26 protein-coding genes and 1 other annotated feature are annotated in these 20,357 nt (G+C 36.8%); of the genes, 21 read left to right on the top strand and 5 right to left on the bottom strand.

The genetic code is table 11. From position 1 onward, the window contains the following. The first annotated feature begins 29 nt into the window (after positions 1-29). The 10 genes from radA (at position 30) to ACVWM0_RS09530 (ending at position 9,129) form a co-directional block, all read left to right on the top strand. A complete protein-coding gene (gene radA / locus ACVWM0_RS09575; protein ID WP_476472416.1) occupies positions 30-1,400 on the top strand; it encodes a DNA repair protein RadA in 1,371 nt (456 codons plus the stop codon). 17 nt (positions 1,401-1,417) lie between these two features. Then, the gene (locus ACVWM0_RS09570) at positions 1,418-2,518 is read left to right on the top strand and encodes a PIN/TRAM domain-containing protein (protein ID WP_476472415.1); all 1,101 of its coding nucleotides are present in this window, start codon (positions 1,418-1,420) and stop codon (positions 2,516-2,518) included. Positions 2,519-2,622: 104 nt separating this feature from the next. Continuing rightward, entirely contained in the window at positions 2,623-4,086 is a 1,464-nt protein-coding gene (gene gltX, locus ACVWM0_RS09565) for a glutamate--tRNA ligase (protein WP_476472414.1), read from the top strand. Next, positions 4,084-4,305, top strand: a binding site (T-box leader). Its footprint overlaps the gene before it by 3 nt. Before the next feature lie 54 nt (positions 4,306-4,359). Continuing rightward, positions 4,360-5,772 carry a cysteine--tRNA ligase gene (gene cysS, locus ACVWM0_RS09560; protein WP_476472413.1) on the top strand — a complete coding sequence of 471 codons (1,413 nt, stop codon included), beginning with the start codon at positions 4,360-4,362 and terminating at the stop codon, positions 5,770-5,772. Continuing rightward, complete coding sequence (locus tag ACVWM0_RS09555; protein ID WP_476472412.1) at positions 5,772-6,197, top strand: Mini-ribonuclease 3; 426 nt, start codon at positions 5,772-5,774, stop codon at positions 6,195-6,197. Before cysS ends, ACVWM0_RS09555 begins: the two co-directional genes overlap by 1 nt. Next, positions 6,178-6,957 carry a 23S rRNA (guanosine(2251)-2'-O)-methyltransferase RlmB gene (gene rlmB / locus ACVWM0_RS09550; RefSeq protein ID WP_476472411.1) on the top strand — a complete coding sequence of 260 codons (780 nt, stop codon included), beginning with the start codon at positions 6,178-6,180 and terminating at the stop codon, positions 6,955-6,957. Before ACVWM0_RS09555 ends, rlmB begins: the two co-directional genes overlap by 20 nt. Before the next feature lie 25 nt (positions 6,958-6,982). Next, positions 6,983-7,498 (top strand): NYN domain-containing protein, encoded by a 516-nt coding sequence (locus ACVWM0_RS09545; RefSeq protein ID WP_476472410.1) that lies wholly within the window; start codon positions 6,983-6,985, stop codon positions 7,496-7,498. A gap of 99 nt (positions 7,499-7,597) precedes the next feature. Next, the gene (locus tag ACVWM0_RS09540) at positions 7,598-8,179 is read left to right on the top strand and encodes a sigma-70 family RNA polymerase sigma factor (protein WP_476472409.1); all 582 of its coding nucleotides are present in this window, start codon (positions 7,598-7,600) and stop codon (positions 8,177-8,179) included. Between the two features lie 143 nt (positions 8,180-8,322). Then, complete coding sequence (locus ACVWM0_RS09535) at positions 8,323-8,577, top strand: Veg family protein (RefSeq protein ID WP_476472408.1); 255 nt, start codon at positions 8,323-8,325, stop codon at positions 8,575-8,577. Positions 8,578-8,649: 72 nt separating this feature from the next. Then, on the top strand, positions 8,650-9,129 hold the full coding sequence (locus ACVWM0_RS09530) for a low molecular weight protein-tyrosine-phosphatase (protein WP_476472407.1): 480 nt from the start codon (positions 8,650-8,652) through the stop codon (positions 9,127-9,129). Positions 9,130-9,153: 24 nt separating this feature from the next. On the opposite strand, the gene ACVWM0_RS09525 is transcribed toward ACVWM0_RS09530, so the two are convergent. The 3 genes from ACVWM0_RS09525 to ACVWM0_RS09515 all read right to left on the bottom strand — a co-directional run bounded on the left by ACVWM0_RS09525 (position 9,154) and on the right by ACVWM0_RS09515 (position 11,116). Continuing rightward, on the bottom strand, positions 9,154-10,134 hold the full coding sequence (locus tag ACVWM0_RS09525; RefSeq protein ID WP_476472406.1) for a peptidylprolyl isomerase: 981 nt from the start codon (positions 10,132-10,134) through the stop codon (positions 9,154-9,156). A gap of 189 nt (positions 10,135-10,323) precedes the next feature. Further along, positions 10,324-10,689 (bottom strand): YtxH domain-containing protein, encoded by a 366-nt coding sequence (locus tag ACVWM0_RS09520; RefSeq protein ID WP_476472405.1) that lies wholly within the window; start codon positions 10,687-10,689, stop codon positions 10,324-10,326. A 1-nt stretch (position 10,690) separates the two neighbouring features. Continuing rightward, positions 10,691-11,116, bottom strand: a complete 426-nt coding sequence (locus ACVWM0_RS09515) for an HIT family protein (protein WP_476472404.1) — start codon at positions 11,114-11,116, stop codon at positions 10,691-10,693. Between the two features lie 135 nt (positions 11,117-11,251). Between ACVWM0_RS09515 and ACVWM0_RS09510 the strand changes: the two genes are divergently transcribed. The 4 genes from ACVWM0_RS09510 to trmB all read left to right on the top strand — a co-directional run bounded on the left by ACVWM0_RS09510 (position 11,252) and on the right by trmB (position 14,828). Continuing rightward, positions 11,252-11,986 carry an ABC transporter ATP-binding protein gene (locus ACVWM0_RS09510; RefSeq protein WP_476472403.1) on the top strand — a complete coding sequence of 245 codons (735 nt, stop codon included), beginning with the start codon at positions 11,252-11,254 and terminating at the stop codon, positions 11,984-11,986. Between the two features lie 6 nt (positions 11,987-11,992). Beyond that, positions 11,993-13,222 carry an ABC transporter permease gene (locus ACVWM0_RS09505; RefSeq protein WP_476472402.1) on the top strand — a complete coding sequence of 410 codons (1,230 nt, stop codon included), beginning with the start codon at positions 11,993-11,995 and terminating at the stop codon, positions 13,220-13,222. 112 nt (positions 13,223-13,334) lie between these two features. Continuing rightward, the gene (locus tag ACVWM0_RS09500) at positions 13,335-14,120 is read left to right on the top strand and encodes a phosphotransferase family protein (RefSeq protein WP_476473701.1); all 786 of its coding nucleotides are present in this window, start codon (positions 13,335-13,337) and stop codon (positions 14,118-14,120) included. A 57-nt stretch (positions 14,121-14,177) separates the two neighbouring features. Beyond that, on the top strand, positions 14,178-14,828 hold the full coding sequence (trmB, locus tag ACVWM0_RS09495; protein ID WP_476472401.1) for a tRNA (guanosine(46)-N7)-methyltransferase TrmB: 651 nt from the start codon (positions 14,178-14,180) through the stop codon (positions 14,826-14,828). Positions 14,829-14,861: 33 nt separating this feature from the next. Here trmB and ACVWM0_RS09490 read toward each other — a convergent pair whose 3' ends face one another. Continuing rightward, positions 14,862-15,215 carry a PepSY domain-containing protein gene (locus ACVWM0_RS09490; protein ID WP_476472400.1) on the bottom strand — a complete coding sequence of 118 codons (354 nt, stop codon included), beginning with the start codon at positions 15,213-15,215 and terminating at the stop codon, positions 14,862-14,864. Between the two features lie 177 nt (positions 15,216-15,392). Between ACVWM0_RS09490 and pepA the strand changes: the two genes are divergently transcribed. From pepA to ACVWM0_RS09455, 7 genes are all read left to right on the top strand, one after another. Further along, complete coding sequence (gene pepA / locus ACVWM0_RS09485) at positions 15,393-16,472, top strand: glutamyl aminopeptidase (protein ID WP_476472399.1); 1,080 nt, start codon at positions 15,393-15,395, stop codon at positions 16,470-16,472. A gap of 14 nt (positions 16,473-16,486) precedes the next feature. Then, entirely contained in the window at positions 16,487-16,798 is a 312-nt protein-coding gene (locus tag ACVWM0_RS09480) for a thioredoxin family protein (RefSeq protein WP_476472398.1), read from the top strand. 15 nt (positions 16,799-16,813) lie between these two features. Next, positions 16,814-17,272, top strand: a complete 459-nt coding sequence (locus tag ACVWM0_RS09475) for a universal stress protein (RefSeq protein WP_476472397.1) — start codon at positions 16,814-16,816, stop codon at positions 17,270-17,272. Between the two features lie 68 nt (positions 17,273-17,340). Then, on the top strand, positions 17,341-17,973 hold the full coding sequence (ytpR, locus tag ACVWM0_RS09470; protein ID WP_476472396.1) for a YtpR family tRNA-binding protein: 633 nt from the start codon (positions 17,341-17,343) through the stop codon (positions 17,971-17,973). A 64-nt stretch (positions 17,974-18,037) separates the two neighbouring features. Continuing rightward, a complete protein-coding gene (locus ACVWM0_RS09465) occupies positions 18,038-18,307 on the top strand; it encodes an IreB family regulatory phosphoprotein (protein WP_476472395.1) in 270 nt (89 codons plus the stop codon). Beyond that, entirely contained in the window at positions 18,304-18,723 is a 420-nt protein-coding gene (ruvX, locus tag ACVWM0_RS09460; protein WP_476472394.1) for a Holliday junction resolvase RuvX, read from the top strand. Before ACVWM0_RS09465 ends, ruvX begins: the two co-directional genes overlap by 4 nt. Positions 18,724-18,791: 68 nt before the next feature. Then, a complete protein-coding gene (locus ACVWM0_RS09455) occupies positions 18,792-19,100 on the top strand; it encodes a DUF1292 domain-containing protein (RefSeq protein ID WP_476472393.1) in 309 nt (102 codons plus the stop codon). Between the two features lie 84 nt (positions 19,101-19,184). Here the strand turns inward: ACVWM0_RS09455 and ACVWM0_RS09450 are convergent, their stop codons facing one another. Beyond that, a complete protein-coding gene (locus tag ACVWM0_RS09450; protein ID WP_476472392.1) occupies positions 19,185-20,330 on the bottom strand; it encodes a tyrosine-type recombinase/integrase in 1,146 nt (381 codons plus the stop codon). Positions 20,331-20,357: the final 27 nt, after the last annotated feature.

Raw genomic sequence — 20,357 nt, 5'->3', positions numbered from 1 at the left:
CATATATGTCAAAAAGTAAGGAAGATAACATGGCTAAGAAAAAAAAGAGTGAATTTGTTTGTCAAAAATGTGGCTATATTTCTCCCAAATATTTAGGTCGTTGCCCAAACTGTGGGGAATGGAATACCTTAGTAGAAGAGTTTGAAGAAGCCAAAGAAACCAGACATAGTCGAATTAGTCTAACAGGACAAGCGGCTAAGCCTGAAAAATTGAATAAAATTGTAACAACAAAAGAACAACGTGTGAAAACAGAGATGGAAGAATTGAACAGGGTCTTAGGTGGTGGTGTGGTGCCAGGTTCTCTTGTATTGATTGGTGGGGATCCAGGAATCGGTAAATCCACGCTGCTATTACAGGTATCTCAACAATTAAGCAAGTTAGAGGGAGATGTCTTGTATGTCTCAGGGGAAGAGAGTGCCCAGCAAATCAAAATGCGTGCAGAACGTTTGAATGATACGGACAATGGGTTCTATGTCTATGCAGAAACGGATATGTCTCGAGTGAAACAAACCATAGAACAGTTAAACCCAGAGTATGTGGTGATTGATTCGATTCAAACCATGATTCACCCGGACCTAGACAGTGTGGCTGGAAGTGTCAGTCAAGTTCGTGAAACCACGGCTGAGTTAATGCAAATTGCTAAAAGTAATCATATTGCTATTTTCATTGTAGGCCATGTCACCAAAGAAGGGGCATTAGCAGGGCCGCGTATGTTAGAACATATGGTAGATACTGTCTTATACTTTGAAGGGGACCGTCATCACACCTTCCGTATATTGCGAGCAGTAAAAAATCGATTTGGTTCAACCAATGAAATCGGTATTTTTGAGATGAGAACGGAAGGCTTAGTTGAAGTTACTAACCCCTCAGAAGCGTTCTTAGAAGAGCGATTAGATGGAGCAACAGGTTCCGCGATTGTGTGTTCCATGGAAGGTACGCGACCTATCTTGGCTGAAGTACAAGCTCTTATCACACCTTCTGTTTTTGGTAATGCAAAACGAACAGCTACAGGCCTTGATTATAATAGGGTGTCCTTAATTATGGCAGTCTTAGAAAAACGAGCAGGTCTATTGCTACAAAATCAAGATGCTTACCTTAAAGCGGCAGGTGGAGTGAAGTTAGATGAACCAGCCATTGATTTAGCTATTGCAGTAGGAATTGCGTCGAGTTATAAAGACAAAGGAACGTCTCCTTCTGAATGTTTTGTTGGAGAAATTGGGTTAACGGGCGAAATTCGACGGGTTAACCGAATTGAACAACGGGTCCTTGAAGCGAAGAAGCTAGGCTTTAAAAAAATATATATTCCTAAGAACAATGTACAAGGTTGGACTATTCCAGCTGACATTGAAGTTATTGGTGTTGCGACCGTTTCTGAAGCGTTGTATAAAGTGTTCAAATAGGAAAGGAGGAATTTCAATTGCAGAAAAAATTATTTACAATTGCCATGCTATTAATTGGTTTCAGTTTAGGTGCAACAATGATGCCAAGTGTGTGGATGATGACAAAATTAGTCAACAATAACTTAATAAATAATGACATAACCAATGGTGTGATTGGCGCTATTATTATTTTTATTATTTCTAAATTTTTCTTTGGTTATTTTCAAACATTTATTAAGCGTGTGGAGAAAATGATCAGTGAACAAAGCTTAACAGATATTGTGTTTGGAAGTATAGGTACCATTATCGGTCTGTTATTGGGGGCTTTAATATCTATCCCAGCTTATTCGTTTAGATTAGCTTATTTAAATATTATTATTCCAACCTTAGTGATGATTATTTCAGGTTATTTTGGTTTTAGAGTAGGAACTACTAAGACTGATGAGTGGAAAAAATTATTTAGTCCCAAAACTAAAAAAGCAGCAGAAGATGTGTTAGAACGTCGTGCAGATGAGAATTATCATAAATATAAAATTTTGGATACCAGCGTGATTATTGATGGTCGTATTTATGATGTGGCAAAAACAGGCTTCTTAGAAGGCACGCTACTTATCCCTAACTTTGTTTTATATGAATTACAGTACATTGCTGATTCGGGAGATAGTTTGAAACGTGTTCGAGGCAGACGAGGTTTAGATATTTTAAATGCGCTGCAAAAAGAAGACGACATATCGGTCGAGATGTATGAGGGTGATTTTGATGACATCCAAGAAGTGGATAGCAAGTTAATTAAACTAGCCAAATTATTAGATGGAATAGTCGTAACAAATGATTACAATTTAAATAAAGTAAGCGAGTTTCAAAATGTACCAGTCTTTAATATTAATGCCTTAGCTAATGCGGTGAAGCCAGTGGTTATACCTGGGGAAACCATGGATGTGGTAGTCATGAAAGACGGGACAGAGCGTCAGCAGGGGGTAGCTTATTTAGACGACGGGACCATGGTCGTTGTAGAAGATGGCAAGCATTTTATGCATGAAAAAATCAATGTGGTTGTTACAAGTGCCTTACAAACAGCAGCCGGCCGAATGATTTTTGCGAAGCCGTCTCATTCACAAACAAGTATCACAGAAAGATAGCAACTGTTATAACTATTAGAATTCTCCTTTACTAATTAAGGTTTAGGAGGTAAAATCTAACTAATACAGTTAAGGCTGAATAAGACAATAAGGAAGGTAATTTCATGACAAACAAAGTTCGTGTCAGATACGCACCAAGTCCAACAGGGCATTTGCACATCGGTAATGCAAGAACTGCATTATTCAACTATTTATATGCTAGACATCACGGTGGAGATTTTATTATTAGAATTGAGGATACTGATTTAAAGCGTAATATTGAGGGTGGCGAAAAAAGCCAGTTAGAAAACTTAGAGTGGTTGAACATTGACTGGGATGAGTCACCAGAAAAACCAGGTAAGTACGGTCCTTATCGTCAATCAGAACGTAAAGATATTTATTTACCATTGGTTGACCAATTACTAGCAAGTAACTTAGCTTACAAATGCTATTGTACCGAAGAAGAATTAGAAACAGAACGTGAGCAACAACGCGCTAATGGCCAAATTCCACGTTATAACGGAAAATGTGCTCATTTATCTGCAGAAGAACAAGCTCAAAAAGAAGCAGCTGGCATTCAACCAGTCGTACGTTTCAGAGTACCCAAAAACAAAGAATACACATTCAATGACATGGTTAAAGGAGATATTACCTTTGAATCTGATAGTGTTGGTGGCGATTTTGTCATCTTAAAACGTGACGGTATGCCAACCTATAACTTTGCTGTAGCAGTGGACGATCATTTAATGGAAATCACTCATGTTTTACGTGGGGATGATCATATTGCTAATACACCAAAACAATTAATGGTTTATGAAGCTTTCAATTGGCCAGCACCTATTTTTGGTCACATGACTTTAATCATTAACACAGAAACAGGTAAAAAACTAAGTAAACGAGACGAAACGATTTTACAATTTATCGAACAATACCGTGACTTAGGCTACTTACCAGAAGCGATGTTTAACTTTATTAGTTTATTAGGCTGGTCTCCAGTGGGAGAAGATGAAATTTTCAGCCAAGAAGAATTCGTTAAGATGTTTGATGCGGATCGTTTAGGTAAATCTCCAGCAGCATTCGATAACAAAAAATTAGAGTGGATTAGTAACCAATACTTGAAACAAGTGGACCGTGAAACAATGGGTCAAATGGTCTTACCATTCTTAGTTAAAGAAGGATTAGTTGAAGAAAATCCAACAGCTGAAAAAATGGCTTGGGTAGAAGAAGTAGCAAGTCTTTATCAACCACAAATGAGCTATGCTGGTGAAATCGTTGCGTTATCAGGTTTATTCTTTAACGACACATTATCATTAGATGATGAAGCGAAAGAAGTATTAAGCGCTGAAACAGCTCCTGTTGTTGTTGGAGCATTTGCTGATAAAGTTAAAGAGATGGATACTTTAGAAGTTGCTGACATTAAAGCAACTATCAAGGCAGTTCAAAAAGAAACAGGCATTAAAGGTAAAAACTTATTCATGCCGATTCGTGTGGCAGTCAGTGGACAAATGCACGGGCCTGAATTAGCTGAAACCATTATGTTATTAGGAAAAGAAAAAGTTTTAGATCATATTAGTCAATCAATGAAATAAAATACGTTGATGAGAGAAGTAGAATAGATAAGGTGTTCAGAGAGTCTGTGGCTGGTGAAAACAGATGACCTATCTAGTCGAACATGCCCCTCGGAGTAGTTTTGGTGAACCTTTTAGAAGTAACTAAAAACGAGTAATAGTCGTTACCCTATTGCATAAGGTAAGCTTGTTTAAACAGGCTTACAAATAAAAGTGGGACCACGTATTAACGTCTTTTAGCAATGTTAGTTGCTAAAGGGCGTTTTTTTGGTTCATAAAGAAAGGACGAAATACATGAGTATTCAAATATACAATACCCTAACCAGACAAAAAGAACCCTTTAAGCCATTAGAACCAGGTAAGGTAAAAATGTATGTGTGTGGACCAACGGTTTATAATTATATCCATATTGGAAATGCGAGAAGTACGGTATCCTTTGATACTATTCGTCGCTATTTAGAGTTTAGAGGTTATGATGTGAATTATGTGTCGAACTTTACAGATGTGGATGATAAGATCATTCGTACGGCTAATGAGCAAGAGATGAGTATTGAAGCGTTAGCGGATAAGTACATTGAAGCATTTAAAGAAGATACAGGGAAATTAAACGTTCAACCAGCTTGTCATCACCCTCGCGTGATTGATCACATTGATGACATCATCCTATTTATTGCTGATTTAATCGAAAAAGGGTATGCTTATGCTTCTGAAGGCGATGTTTATTACCGTGCCCGTCACTTTGCAACATATGGTCAATTAAGTAATAAGAGCTTAGATGAGCTGGAAGTTGGGGCGAGTCAACGAACCGGAGCAGAACAAGATAAGAAAGAAGATCCTTTAGATTTTGCTTTATGGAAAGCAGTTAAAGAAGGGGAAGTATCTTGGGAAGCCCCATGGGGAGCGGGACGTCCTGGATGGCACATTGAATGTTCGGTTATGGTTAACAAACATTTAGGTGAAACCATTGATATTCATGGTGGAGGACAAGATTTAGAATTCCCACACCACGAGAATGAAATCGCTCAAAGTGAAGCAAAAACAGGTAAAACCTTTGCCAATTACTGGATGCATAATGCGTACTTAACCGTAGGAGATACGGGAGAGAAAATGAGTAAATCCCTAGGAAACTTTGTAACAGCTCATGATTTAATGACGTTGCATGCTCCCGAAGTAGTAAGATTTGCTTTATCAACAACGCATTATCGTCGACCAATGCCTTTTAATGATGTGGTCTTACAAGAAGCAGAAACGAATTTAGCTCGTATTAAAGGGGCTTATAGCACAGCTGATTTCAGATTGAAAGAAGCAGAACAAACGTTAGAAGATGATGGGGATCAATTAGAAGCTTTAGCTGAATTTAAAGAGCAATTTATGCTGAGCATGGATGACGATTTTAATGCAGCCAATGGTATTACCTCAATTTACGCTTTAGTCAAATGGTTGAATGTTTATTTGGCTCAAGAAAGGGTATCAGTGGCGGTTATCACGGAAGTACAACGCGTTATGAAAGAATTGATGCTCATTTTTGGGATTGAACTAGGAGAAGAAGTCTTGTTAGATGACACGATTGAAGCCTTGATTAACGAACGTAACCAAGCGCGAAAAGATAAAAACTTTGCCCGTAGTGATGAAATTCGTGACGAATTAAAAGCCCAAGGTATTATATTAAATGATACCTCACAAGGGACGAGATGGAGTAGAATGTAATGACAAATGGAGAACAAGAAAAAGATTACCGCTTACTAAGTGGTTTAACTCTCGCTTATATAGGAGATGCTATTTATGAAGTGTATGTGCGAGATTATTTAATTAGAACAGGCCAAACACGACCTAATCAGTTGCATAGAATGGCGACGCATTATGTGTCAGCTAAAGCACAACATTATTTAATTGAGTTAATGTTTGAAGATGGGTTACTAACAGAAGAAGAACAAGGGATTTATAAAAGAGGGCGTAATGCTAAGAGTCACACTAGTGCAAAAAATACCTCTATCCAGATTTATCGTTCGTCTACAGGGTTTGAAGCCTTGATTGGATATTTACACTTAACAAAGCAACAAAATCGCTTAGAAGAGATAATTGATTGGTCTATTCAAAAGATAGGAGAAAAAAATGAAACAACAAAAAAATAGAAGAACACCTGATATAGAGAAAGCAGAAGTAGAAGTAGATGATATGGTATTTGGTCGTCATGCGACTTTAGAAGCTTTAGAACAAAAACGCGGAAACAAATTATTTATTCAAGAAGATTTAAAAGGAAAAAAAGTAGAAGAATTAAAAGCAGCAGCACAAGTCCAAGCTGTGTCAATTAAATGGGTACCTAAATCAAAATTAGATGAGATGACGAATCAAGAAAATCATCAAGGGATTGTTCTTAAGACAACACCTTATGAATACGTTACATTAGAGGGGTTATTAGCCTCAACTAAAGAAAAAGACAATCGTTTCTTTTTAATATTAGATAGTATTATGGATCCTCACAACTTCGGTTCTATTCTAAGAACAGCTGACGCAGCTCAAGTGGATGGTATAATTATACCTAAACACCGTGCAGTTGGGATTACACCAGTAGTGGTTAAAACGTCCACAGGAGCAGTGGAGCACATTCCGGTAGCTAGAGTGACAAACCTAAGTCAAGCGGTTAAGAAGATGAAAGAGGACAATATCTGGGTGTTTGGAACAGATATGGCAGGAACCGATTATCGTCATTGGAACGTCACGGGAGATATTGCCTTAGTGATTGGCAATGAAGGAAAAGGCATGAGCCCAGCTCTTAAAAAAGAGATGGATGAGTTGATTACTATCCCAATGGGTGGACATGTACAAAGTCTAAATGCCGGAGTGGCTGCAGGTTTATTGATGTACGAAGTGTATCGTAATCGGTTATCATAATGACCTTAGAAAGTAGGGAAATAAGATGAAGCGGCAAGTGCTATTTGTAGATGGGTATAATATGATTGGTGCTTGGCCAGAGCTTAATAAATTGAAAAAACAAGACAAACTTGGAGATTCAAGAGACTTATTGCTCTTCATGTTATCCAACTATGCTAAGTATGAAGGCATTGATATCTATGTGGTATTTGATGCCCAATTAGTGCCAGGCGTTCAGCAGACGTATCATGAATACGGCTTAACGGTTATTTTTACTAAAGAGGAAGAAACAGCAGATACTTACATCGAAAGAGAAGCAGCTGCCTTTATTAATCCATTGACCCACGTAAGAGTAGCTACTAGTGATATGGCTGAACAATGGGTGATTTTTTCACAAGGAGCTTTAAGGGTTTCTGCGAGAGAATTGTACAAAAGCATTCATGATTCTGAAAAACAAATATTGGCAGATGCTGAAGGGTATAAGTACCAAAATATCCGAAGGAATTCCCCATGGACATCCGAACAGTTAACCAATTTACAAGCTTTTTTTGATGATATGTAAAGAATAAGGAAAGAAAACAATGGTTTTCTTTCCTTATTCTTATTTTTAATGGTATGGTTTATGAACAGGAAGAAGAGTTAAAGAAAGAAGGAACTCTTTGTGAATGATTGTATTAATCAGAAAGTAATAGATGTTAAGAACGGTAATCATGCTGCATTTGAAGAAGTATTTAGCCAATATAGCCCAATTGTGTTGAAGACGAAAAGTCGATATTATTTGAAAAGTTATGAATTAGATGACTGGCTACAAGAAGGTAGATATGTATGCTATCAGTCCATACTAACCTTTGATTGTAGTAAGAATGTGACGTTTGGTTTGTATTTTAAAATAAATTTTGACAGGCATATATGTTCGCTGATTCGTAAGCAACAAGCAAAAAAACGGAGTGGAGAACAATACGTTACCTCTCTTGATAGTCGCGTTGGTTTATCCGAGAGCTTGGAATATTATAATGTGACGGAAGACAAACGAGCTGAGGCGAGTGTCAATTATATTTATATAAGAGATCAGATTACGACTATTGGTAATAGTTTATCTGAGCTAGAGCGTGCGACATTACGATTATATATGTCTGGCAATGGAGTAGAGGATATTTGTCACACATTAAACATCGAACTCAAAACAGCAACCTATGCTATAAATAGAGCTAAATCTAAAATTAAGAATTGTTTAGCGGCTTAACAAGTTTCTAACCTTCTTCCTGTCATTTAAAGATGAGTGAATTATTAAAAAAATAAAAAATAAGTTGCTTTTGACCTACTACTTATGGTAAAATTTGTGTTTTTCTTAAAAATATGGTATAATGGTGGCCAGAGGTGAATGGTATGGTAAAAAGTATTGGAGCTATTAAAGAAGAGTTAGAGAACAAACTTGGTAGCCGCATTACTCTTGTGGCCCAAAGTGGTCGTAAAAGACAAACTGAACGCAGTGGAGTATTGTCAGAGACATATCCATCTGTTTTTGTAGTAGATCTTGATCAAGACGAAAACGCTTTTGAACGTGTGTCTTATAGCTATACAGATATTTTAACGAATGCTGTAGAAGTTCAATTTGGCGACGAAGAACCATTATTTGGATAAGGAAATACTAAGCCTAATTGAAATGGAATTAAGGCTTTTTATTTTGTCATCCATTATTTATCTAAGGAGGAAATGATGATTAACGTTTTATTCGTATGTTTAGGGAATATTTGCCGCTCACCCATGGCAGAATCTATTTTTAGAGACAAAGTAAAAAAAGCAAAGTTAGAGGGGATGATCCATGTATCTTCTGCGGCAACGGGTAGTTGGAATTTAGGAGACGAGCCCTATAGTGGCACGAAAGAAATATTGGACCGTTATGGTTATAGTTACGAAGGCATGTATGCATCAAAGATAGAGTCTGTTGATTTTGAAACGTATGATTATATTATCGGTATGGATCAAAATAACATGAAAGACCTAGAGGGGTTAGCCCCAGACGTTCACTTGCTAGAAAAATTGCATTTATTTTTAGGAGATATGGCAGAAAGTGATCGCCAAGAAGTACCAGATCCTTATTATACAGGAGACTTTGATCTTACTTATGAGTTAGTAGAAAAAGGCACTGATTACTGGTTAAATCGTATAAAAGAAGACATAAAAAAAAGTTAAGAGCTAGGCTCTTAACTTTTTTTGTTATTTAGAGGTTTCAGTTGTATCTTCTTTTTTGTCGTCAGCTTTTTTATCATCTGTTTTTTCTTCTTTTTGAGGTAGGTAAGGTGCTAATATGTCTTTAAAGTCTTTGTCTTCGATTTTAACGTTAGCTTTTACTAGTTCATCCCCAACGACTTCTTGTTGGAAAGCAGGGTCTTGTAGTTTAGCTTGTGTTGCAATTTCAGTTAATTCTTTTTTGAATGGTTTGTAATCATTTCCTTTTTTCTGGTTCTTAACCATCTTAACGATGTAATATACTTCTTGACCTGTTTGCATATTAGTTGATGTTAATAACTCAGATACTTTACCATCTTCTAATTCATAAGCGCTTGCTTTGATATCATCTGGTAGGTAAACATTTTCTGGAGTTGTCGTAAAAGTAGAGTCAAAGGTTAATTTACCACCGTCTGCTTTTGTTGTTTCATCCATTGATTTTTCTTTAGCGATTTTAGCGAAATCACCTTTATCATTCACTTCTGCTAAGGCTTTTTCAGCTGCTTCTTTGTCGTCAAACATCATCATTTGAACGTCAACTGCTGGATGGAAAGTTGACCAAACATTTTTTAAGTCTTCATCTTTGATTTCAACATGAGATTCCATCATTTTTTGGAACGTCAATTGATCCTTGATTGATTGACGGTATGATTTAACATCTAAATTATTTTGTTTTAAGATATCTTCAAATGGTTTTTTACCACCGTATTGTTCTTCAACTTCTTTGAACTTTTGGTCGATTTCTTTGTCATCTACTTCTTTAGAATAGTTCTCTTCAGCGATTTTACCGATAATCATGTTTGTTAATACTTGGCTTGTTTGAGGATCTTTTTTCAGTTCTTTGTAAAGATCTTCTTCTGTAATTTTAGCTCCTTTTAAGGTTGCTACGTTTTGGTTGCTTGAACAACCTGCTAGAGTAATAACGGCTAAAAGCGCAGCTGCCGCTAGTTTAAATGATTTCTTTTTCATTGAGACACGTCCATTCTTTATATTTATGTTAAAATCCTTTGATTTTAAAGACAATCACGGTTATTACTATAACATATTATGATTTTAAATTAAACGATTGGAAAACGAAATTCAAAGAAAATTCACATATAAGGAAAAAAAGCTAGAAAAAAACGCACAAATAGATATAAATGTGCGCTAAATAGTCAATTATTCAATAGAATTTTTAAAATTGTCCATTTCATTCTGAATTTTTGCCAATTGTTGTTTAATGTCTTCGATACGATACTTGGATTTGAATTGGAAGCGTTCGATACTCTTTTCAATGTCTTCTGTAAATTCAGGTATCATGGTTTCAGTTAAATCTTTAAGATGTTGGGCGTTGAAGACCACGGCTTCACTCGAGTCTTTGACATTGAGAAACATTTGAATGGTGTCGTCAATCTCTTGTTGAATGTTATCTCGGGTTTCTTTACCAGAACGTGGAGCTAATAATAACGCTGCCGTACCACCAATAGCGCCTCCTACGAGTAACCCTTTAACAAATTTTTTCCCTGAAAACTTTTTCTTTGTCATGTTATTTCACCTGCTCTTTTATTTTTTGAGCGATACTCGCCATGTCTTCTTGAGAGTAAGCGTCACTGTTATTGGCAAACGTAATACTAAAATCATCCTCTTGGCTGTAGCGAGGGATTAAATGGACGTGTGAGTGAAACACGGTTTGATAAGCCATCTCTTTGTTATTATTAAGCATATTAAGGCCCTTCATATCAGGGAATGCTTGTTCCATAGCCCGAGCAATTTTTGGTAAGCGTGAAAATACGGTGGCAGCTAAGGTTTCATCGTATTCGAAAATATCTGATGCGTGTTGTTTAGGAATGACTAGTGTGTGCCCTTTGGTTGTTTGGGTAATATCTAAGAAGGCATACACCTCATCATCTTCATATACAGTATAGCTTGGAATTTCACGGTTTATAATGTTACAAAACAGACAATCTGTCATCAAAACAACCTCCTTTATTATTATTAATAACCTTACCACAAAAAAACAAAAAATTGAAAGAAAACTCTACACGGGAAAGAGCGGAATAAGAAAGGTATGCTATAATTATCTTAATATAAAATGGAGGATTTTAACATGAGTTTAAAAATAGAACATCTAACAGGGGGCTATGGCCATATTCCTGTATTAAAAGATATTACTTTTGACGTAGCATCAGGTGAAATGGTCGGTTTAATCGGTCTAAATGGTGCTGGCAAAAGCACGACAATTAAGCACATTATTGGTCTTTTAGAGGCACAAAAAGGCAAGGTAACAGTAGATGGTCAAACGATTCTAGAGTCTTCTGAAACGTATTTGAAAAAAATAGGTTATATCCCAGAAAGTCCAATTTTGTATGATGAGTTAACACTTAGAGAGCACATTGAAGTAACGGCCATGGCTTATGATATTCCCATGGAGGAAGCTCAAAAAAGAGCAGATGTGTTACTAAAAATATTTCGATTAGAAAATAAATTAGATTGGTTTCCAGCTCATTTTTCTAAGGGGATGAAACAGAAAGTGATGGTACTCTGTGCCTTTTTACCTAACCCTAGTTTGTGTATCATTGATGAGCCCTTTTTAGGATTGGATCCATTGGCTATCAATGCCTTATTAGAATTAATGAATGATATGAAGCATCAAGGAGCGGGGATCTTAATGTCAACGCACATTCTAGCTACAGCTGAAAAATATTGCGATCGTTTTGTTGTGTTACACAACGGAGAAGTCCGTGCTATGGGGACGCTTGAAGAGTTGCAACAAGAATTTGATATGCCAGGGTCATCTTTAGATGACATTTACGTTTCCTTAACAGTAGCAGAGGGGGCGTAACAGAGAATGACAGCTTTTTACCGCATACGCTTAGGAAAGCATCAAAAAAAGATGCTACGCTACTTGAAATACGTATTAAATGATCACTTTATGCTAGTCTCTATGTTTGGAATAGGTGGACTGGGGTTTTATTACTCTGAGTTTATTAAGGGATTAGAGGAGGATTTGTTCTTAGTTAAACCGATTGTTATTGTCATCTGGTTAACCCTACTAGCTATTGGGAAATTAGCCACACTGTTATTGGAAGCAGACAAGGTGTTTTTACTACCTAAAGAACACCAAATGAGAGACTATTTATCCTCGAGCTTAAAGCATTCCTTGCTGATTCCTTTTGTTGTGATTGCCTTATTATCAGGGATGACAATGCCTGTTTTGGTAGCAACCTCTAAGAGTATTGCTTTCACAGACTTTTTTTATTTTGCTCTGATTTTGTGGGGATTGAAATACGCTCAATTATTACTTCAACTTATGACCCTATTTTTAGACGGAGAAAAAAGTAGAAAAATAACAGGAGTTGTTTGGTTTGTCGGCAGTCTGATTAGTCTGATTGTTGCTCTTTATTTCCACCCACTTCTGGGAGGGATACCGATGATTCTGACTCTTTGGTATGTTAAAAAGGCGAGCCGGCGTTTAGCTTCAGAGAAGCGATTAGACTGGGAAAAGGCCATTCGTATCGAAAACAAACGCATGAAAAAAATGTATTCCTTCTTTAATTTATTCACAGATGTCCCAGGTCTATCAGGTACAGTGAAGCGTCGTCGTTATTTAGATGGGGTCCTAAACTTAGTGAAGAAGGTACCAGGCAATACTTTTTACTACCTCTATACACGTGTCTTTTTAAGAGGTACAGAATACAGTGGCTTAGTCTTGAGGTTGAGTGTTATAGGTGGCTTGATTCTAGGTTTTACTGAGCAGTTATGGCTAGGTGTATTGGTTGGGTGTTTGTTTTTATACCTTATTGGTTTCCAGTTAATTCCTATTTACAGTGAATTTGATTATATGTTGATGGCTAATTTGTATCCGCTAGATAAAAAACAAAAAGGCCAAGCCGTCGAACGATTAGTGAGTGTCTTATTACTTTTAGTCATAACACTCTTTATGGTAATTATTTTAGGAACACATGGAAATCTCATAGAAGGGGCCCTGATGGTAGGCGCTTTCTTAGTTGAGTGGTTTATTTTCACAAAATTGTATTTAACTAACCGTATAAAAAAAATGGAAAAAAACCGATTTTAAAAAGATTCTAAAGATAGAATATGTTATACTAATCATCTAATTCCTATAAAAGTTGTCGCTTTGGTGAATTTTTCCGTCAGTAATTCTTTAACACATTGGATGAGGAGAAAAGATAGTAATGTTTAATTTTGATAAAAACTGGAATCTCCAACCAATTAAGGGAGATACTGGAAAAGCATATAAAGGCATCAAAGACAGTGAGCGCGTCTTTTTAAAAAGAAATTCAACACCATTCCTTGCAGCTTTGTCACGAGAAGGGTTAACTCCTAAGTTACTTTGGACAAAACGAACAGGTAATGGTGACATTTTAACCGCTCAAGAATGGTTGGAAGGACGTCAACTTAGACCAGAAGAAATAGGTCAAAGCGGTGACGTGATTCGTATATTAAGCCATCTTCATGAATCAGAATCCTTGAAATCCATGTTGAAACGCATGGATGGAGGAGAAAAATCAGCCTTTGATTTTTTAAAGGACTATGCCACTGATTTACCAGAAGATTTAAAGAATAATTTTTATTTGACTCGTGTGTTTCGATACTTAGAAGATCATTTGCCATCCTTTCATCCTGTGTACTACACAGCATGTCACGGAGATGCAACGCATCATAATTGGTTATTATCTCATAGTGAGGAGCTATACTTAGTGGATTGGGATTATTCTGTTATTGCTGATCCAGCCTTAGATTTGGGAACGATTTTAGGCCAATATGTTCCCAAAGAATATTGGAGACATTGGGTAGAAGCTTACGGTGAAGAAGCTACCGAAAATTTAATGGACCGTATTTATTGGTATGCGGGACTTAATTTATTGCTTCAAATCAAGCGTTCTTACGCACGATATGAGTTGTCACAGATGAATCATTATATTTCATTGTTGAAAAAAATATACACGTACTAAAAGGTAGGCTCTTTGGTTATTTATAACCAAGGGGCTATTTTAGAGAAGGAGAGAGTTATGAGATTACGTAACAAACCAGGAGCAAAAGAAGCCATTGCGGCTCATCCTCATTATATTTTGACGGATGGAACAGATTATAAAGGACGTTGGCAAGAGCGATTTGAAACCAATCAGCCCCTACATATTGAAGTGGGAAGCGGGAAAGGTCAGTTTGTAGTAAATATGGCTAAGGCGCATCCAACGATTAACTATATCGGTATTGAAGTTCAACAAAATGCCATTATTTCTATTTTAGAAAAGCAAATGGAAGAACAGTTACCTAACCTGCAATTATTACTTGTAGACGGGGCAGAATTAACTGACATATTTGATGAGGGTGAAGTGGATCAAGTGTACTTAAACTTTTCTGATCCATGGCCAAAAACCCGCCATGAAAAACGTCGTCTAACGTTCAAAACGTTTTTAAACACGTATGAGACTATCGCAAAACCAAAAGCGGAGTTACATTTTAAAACAGATAACCTAGGATTGTTTGAATATTCTTTAGGTAGTTTATCTCAATATGGTATGACGTTGAAGCAAGTATGGCTAGACTTACATGCTAGTAGCTATGAAGGCAATATTATGACAGAATATGAAGAGAAATTTTCAGCAAAAGGCCAACCTATTTACCGTGTTGAAGCTATTTTCAATGGAAAAAATAAATAAAATAAAAAAAGCTCATCATGAGCTTTTTTTATTTTATAGTCGGTAAATATCTACAATACTTCCTGTGTAGGCATCTGCGACAAATTCATACTGAACCAGTTCACCGTCTTCAATACGAGAAATGCCCCCAGTATAAATTTTAGATTTGATAGCAAATTTTTGCATAGGTTCTTTTTTGAAGTGAATCCAAGAGCCTTCAATCGGTCCCTCTTGTAAAAATTCATGTTTGACTTGTTCTAAAATATCGTCTGCAGATAAGGTTTTGTTTTTTTTATAATAATAAGAAGCAGTCATACCACATATTGCACCAATGGCTACCCCTATCCCGATACCTGTTGATAAGCCATGTTGATAAAACTCTTTGTTGTTTTTACGTTTTTGAAGCATGTTTTCTTACCTCCTCGGTCATTTATATGCTTTCATTGTAGCATAATTGAGGCAAATAAAAAGAAAAATGTTGGTATTTTATACCTTTAAAAATATAGAGTAATGTCTTTAGAAGGGCTAAAGTTATGCTATAATTAAGAGGAAAGAGAGGTGGAGTCTACCTTAGTGTAGATAATCATGGAAGATAAATTATTTAATCGTATTAAACAATTAACAGAAATTCAAAGTACAAGTGGGTTTGAAGGAAATATCCGTGAGGTTATGACCAAAGAAATGACACCACTTGTTGATAAAATTGAACACGACGGTTTAGGTGGCGTGTTTGGTATTAAGAAATCAAAAGTAGACAATGCGCCACGTATCATGTTAGCTTCTCACATGGATGAAGTTGGTTTTATGGTAGCTCAAATCCTCGAAACAGGTATGTTTAGAGTCGTTCCTTTAGGAGGCTGGAACCCTTATGTGGTTTCTGCGCAACGCTTTACATTACAAACCAAACAAGGAGACTATCCAATTATCTCATCTTCAGTTCCTCCTCATTTATTAAGAGGACAAGCAGGTGGTCAAAAGGCCATTGATATAGCGGACATTTTATTTGATGCTGGTTTTACCTCTCGCGAAGAAGCAGAATCATTCGGAGCGCGTCCAGGAGATACTATTATTCCTGATGTGGAAACAATTAAAACAGCTAATGGGAAACGTATTATTAGTAAAGCATGGGATAACCGTTATGGTTGTACTTTAGTTTTAGATGTGTTAGAAGAGTTACAAGGCGTTGACTTACCTAATACATTAATTGCTGGAGCTAACGTTCAAGAGGAGGTTGGTTTACGTGGTGCTAAAGTGTCAACCAATCAATTCAAACCAGATTTATTCTTTGCAGTGGATTGCTCACCAGCCAATGATTTAGATGGTAAAAAAGACGCTAATGGTCGTTTAGATGACGGTTTCTTGTTACGTATATTTGATCCAGGGATGATTATGTTAGGACGTATGCGTGATTATATCCAAGACACAGCAGATGTGAATGAAATTCCTTACCAATACTTTGTTTCTAAAGGTGGAACAGATGCCGGTGCTGCTCATCTAGCGAACGACGGCGTGCCAAGTGCCGTGATTGGTGTCCCAGGACGTTACATCCATACGCATCAAACCATGTTTAGTATTAAAGATTATGAAGCAGCAAAAGCTATGGTTATGGCTTTGTTAACCAGCTTAGACCGTGAAACGGTAGATGGCATTATCTACGGTAAGTAAGAGGAGGCAGACTTGTGTTAGTACCTAAGACGTATGAAGAATTAGCAGAAACAATGGTGAAAGGCAAAGTCATGCTCTTTTTCACAGCTGATTGGTGTGGAGACTGCGTGTTCATCAAACCTCATATGCCTGATCTAGAAAAAGAATTTCCAGAATATACATTTATTCAAGTAGACAGAGACGGATTTATTGAAGTTTGTCAACAATGGAACATTATGGGGATTCCTAGTTTTATTGCATTGGATGAAGGGCAAGAAACAGGCCGTTTTGTCAGTAAAGACAGAAAAACAAAAGAAGAGATTAGTGAGTTTATTAAAAATATATAGAGAGTAGGGAAGCGTATGTTTGAATCTCAAGAGTATAAATCAATTTTAGTTGGAACAGATGGTAGCGATCAAGCAAAATTAGCCTTTGAAAAAGCGATTGCTGTAGGAAAACGAAACAATGGTAAAGTGGTAGTTGCTCATATTATCGAAAACAAAATGTACGGTGGCACGATGTCATTTTCAACATTTGCCCCAGATTTAGTACAAGAAGAATCAGATCAAGCGCGAGCTTTACTAGATGAGTACAAAGCAGAAGCGATAAAATTAGGATACGATGCTATCGAGACAGTCCTAGAATACGGTTCGCCTAAAGTAATGATGTCACGTGACTTGCCAGAACGTTACAACTCAGATTTGATTATGGTAGGCCAATCAGGACTAAATGCAGTAGAACGACTAGTTATGGGAAGTGTGAGTGATCATATTATCAGAACAGCTCCTTGCGATGTACTTATAGTAAGACCTGAAGACTAAAAATAAATAACACGAGAAAGAAGGACTTTAGGTCCTTCCTTTCTTTTTGACTAGAAAGGAATTCAACAATGATTGTAAGTTATAATGTAAAAGGTGTCGGTGATACCCTGATAATAATTACTGGAAATAGTGAAGGGACAGACGTTTCAGCAACACGTCTGGGTAACGTAGCTTGTGTAAAAAGAGAAGACACAGGAGAAATTGTGGGCTGGAATATTTTTGAGGCATCTCACAGTGTGACGCATTTAGAAGGGGACGGACAAATTAATTTAACTCCTTCTCAAATGACAGAAGTTAATCACGCATTAAAAGAAGCAGGGTTTGAAGAAGAGTTAATATTAGATAATGCACCTAAGTTTGTCATAGGACATGTAAAGACATGTGTTAAACACGAGGATTCAGATCATTTACATGTGACTGAAATCGAAGTAGACAATGGCGAGGTATTACAAATTGTCTGTGGTGCGTCAAACATACGTGAAGGGTTAAAGGTTGTTGTAGCTAAAGTTGGCGCGATGATGCCAAACGGCTTAATTATTTGGCCAGGTGAATTACGTGGTGTGGCAAGTAGTGGTATGGTATGCTCAGCTAAGGAACTTCATTTACCGAATGCACCTGAGAAAAAAGGTATTCTTGAATTACCAGAAGAAGCTAAAACAGGCGAAGAATTTACTTTTAATGTTTCTACAAACGAATATTAATTGTACTTTTGAGAGCGTTCTTGTAAAATAGAAGTATAAAGATAAGAAATGGGGGGCAAACGTTATGACTTTTACAGATGAAACGATGAAATTTGATTTTGGTGATACCAATAAAAAAGAAGTAAGTGAAACCTTGGCGATTGTTTATCGCGCACTTGATGAAAAAGGGTACAACCCGATTAACCAAATTGTAGGTTATTTACTATCAGGAGACCCGGCGTATATCCCTCGTTATCAAGATGCTCGTAATTTAATCAGACGTCATGAACGGGATGAAATTATGGAAGAATTGGTAAAGAGTTATTTATCTAACCATGGTATTGATATCATATGAGGATAATGGGATTAGATGTTGGTTCTAAGACAGTAGGTGTCGCAGTGAGTGATCCTATGGGCTGGACGGCTCAAGGGATTGAAATTATCCGTATTGATGAAGCAAATGGTGAATTTGGCTTCAAACGCGTGGAGGAACTGATTTCAGAATATGGCGTCACTAAATTTGTTGTTGGTTTACCTAAAAATATGAATAATAGTATAGGCCCACGTGCAGAGGCCTCTATGGCTTACGGAGATCAATTGATTGAGCTCTTCGGTTTACCTGTTGAGTATCAAGACGAACGTCTGACAACGGTGCAAGCAGAGCGTATGTTGATAGAACAAGCCAACACCTCTAGAGCGAAACGTAAGAAAGTCATTGATAAAGTTGCCGCAGTGATGATTCTACAAAATTACTTAGATAAAAAGGTTTAATAGCCTTTTTATCTTTTTTTTTGTATAATGAATTTGGAACTCATATTCAAAGAAAAGAGGAATAGACAATGACAGATAATCACGAACATAACCATGAGCATGAAGCAGACGATTTAATCACGTTAATTGACGACGAAGGCAATGAGGTTCTTTTTAGAATCCATTTAACAATCGACGGTCAAGAAGAGTACGGTAAAGATTACGTTCTTTTATATGATGCAGCAACTCCAGAAGGAGATGAAGTGGAATTATTAGCTTACGCTTACGAGCAAAACGAAGGCGAAGCAGAAGGACGCTTAACAGAAATCGAAACAGACGCTGAGTGGGACATGATTGAAGAAGTTTTCAATGCCTTTGAAGCAGAAGAAGAATTATAAGAGATAAACATAAGCTAAACCCTTGATATGATTGGGTTTAGCTTTTTTTGTTTGCTCTTTGAATGCCATATTGAATGCCATCTACTAAAAATTAAGGTGTTTTACTAATAATTCTACCGTTTTTTCTTTGGTTTCTTTACTAAGGTGTCCGTACGTGTCCATGGTAATTGTAATTGATGAATGACGTAAACGATCCTGCACATCTTTCATAGTAGCGCCAGAATCTAATAGCATACTTGCACAAGTATGGCGGAATACATGGTTACCTAAAAATGGAACGTCAGCTTTACTGGTGATATTTTTAAGCCTTGTATAAATAGCATGGTGTGTCGTTACTTGTTTATAGATACCACAAAATAACGTAGTGGGATTGGTTATGCCGACAGAAAGCATGTACTTCCTTTGGTTTACTTGCCATTTCTTTAATTCTGTCATGGTCTGCGCATCCATGTTTACCACACCGTAGCTACTCTCATTCTTAGGTGTTGAAACCTTGTAACCGTGCTTAGTTTGGCTTAAAGTCTTATCTATGCTGATTGTATTGTTATTGAAATCAATGTCGTTCCACTCGAGAGCCAGTAACTCACTAACACGACAACCGCTATATAACATGGTCCTTAGCAGTGTTTTATTAAAGTCGTTACTGTAAGAACTAGATTGCTTGTTAAGGTAAGTGAATAGTTTTTGTAACTCATCTTTGGTGTATACCTTAACTTCTTTGTCTTGCTTCTTAACGTGTTGTTTAGGCACGATAACCTTACTTAATGGGTTAGAATCAATTACACCAAGATTAACCGCATACGCAAAGATACGGCTTGCGGTAGCGTGTAACGTTTTGTATTGATTCGTCTTTTTTGACCACTCGATTATAACGTTCTGAGCATACTTCACTGAAATATTTTTCAATTGTAGATCACCATAAACTGGTAATATCCATTTATTGATTTTTATTTCAGTTTTAAGTAGTGTCACTTCTTTTACGGTTGTTTTATATGTTTCTAACCACAGGTCATAGACATCTTTAAAGGTGTCGTTATTATCTTTTTTAAGTCCGCCTTTTTCAAAGTCCACTAGTAAACGATTAAGTTCTAGTTGGGCTTCTTTTTTTGTCTTAAAACCTCGGCGTGTTGTCTTTACAGGCTTTCCAGTCGCTTGGTTGATACCTAAGTAAGATTGGAATTGCCATGCCTTAGAACCGTCTTTTTTGTCGTATTGCTTGAATGTTGCCATTGTTTAACTCTCCCTTATCTTATGCGG

This window comes from Vagococcus sp. 211 (genome assembly GCF_056322705.1).
The sequence above is the reverse complement of the archived record's forward strand: the minus strand, read 5'-3'. Positions and strand labels throughout refer to the sequence as shown.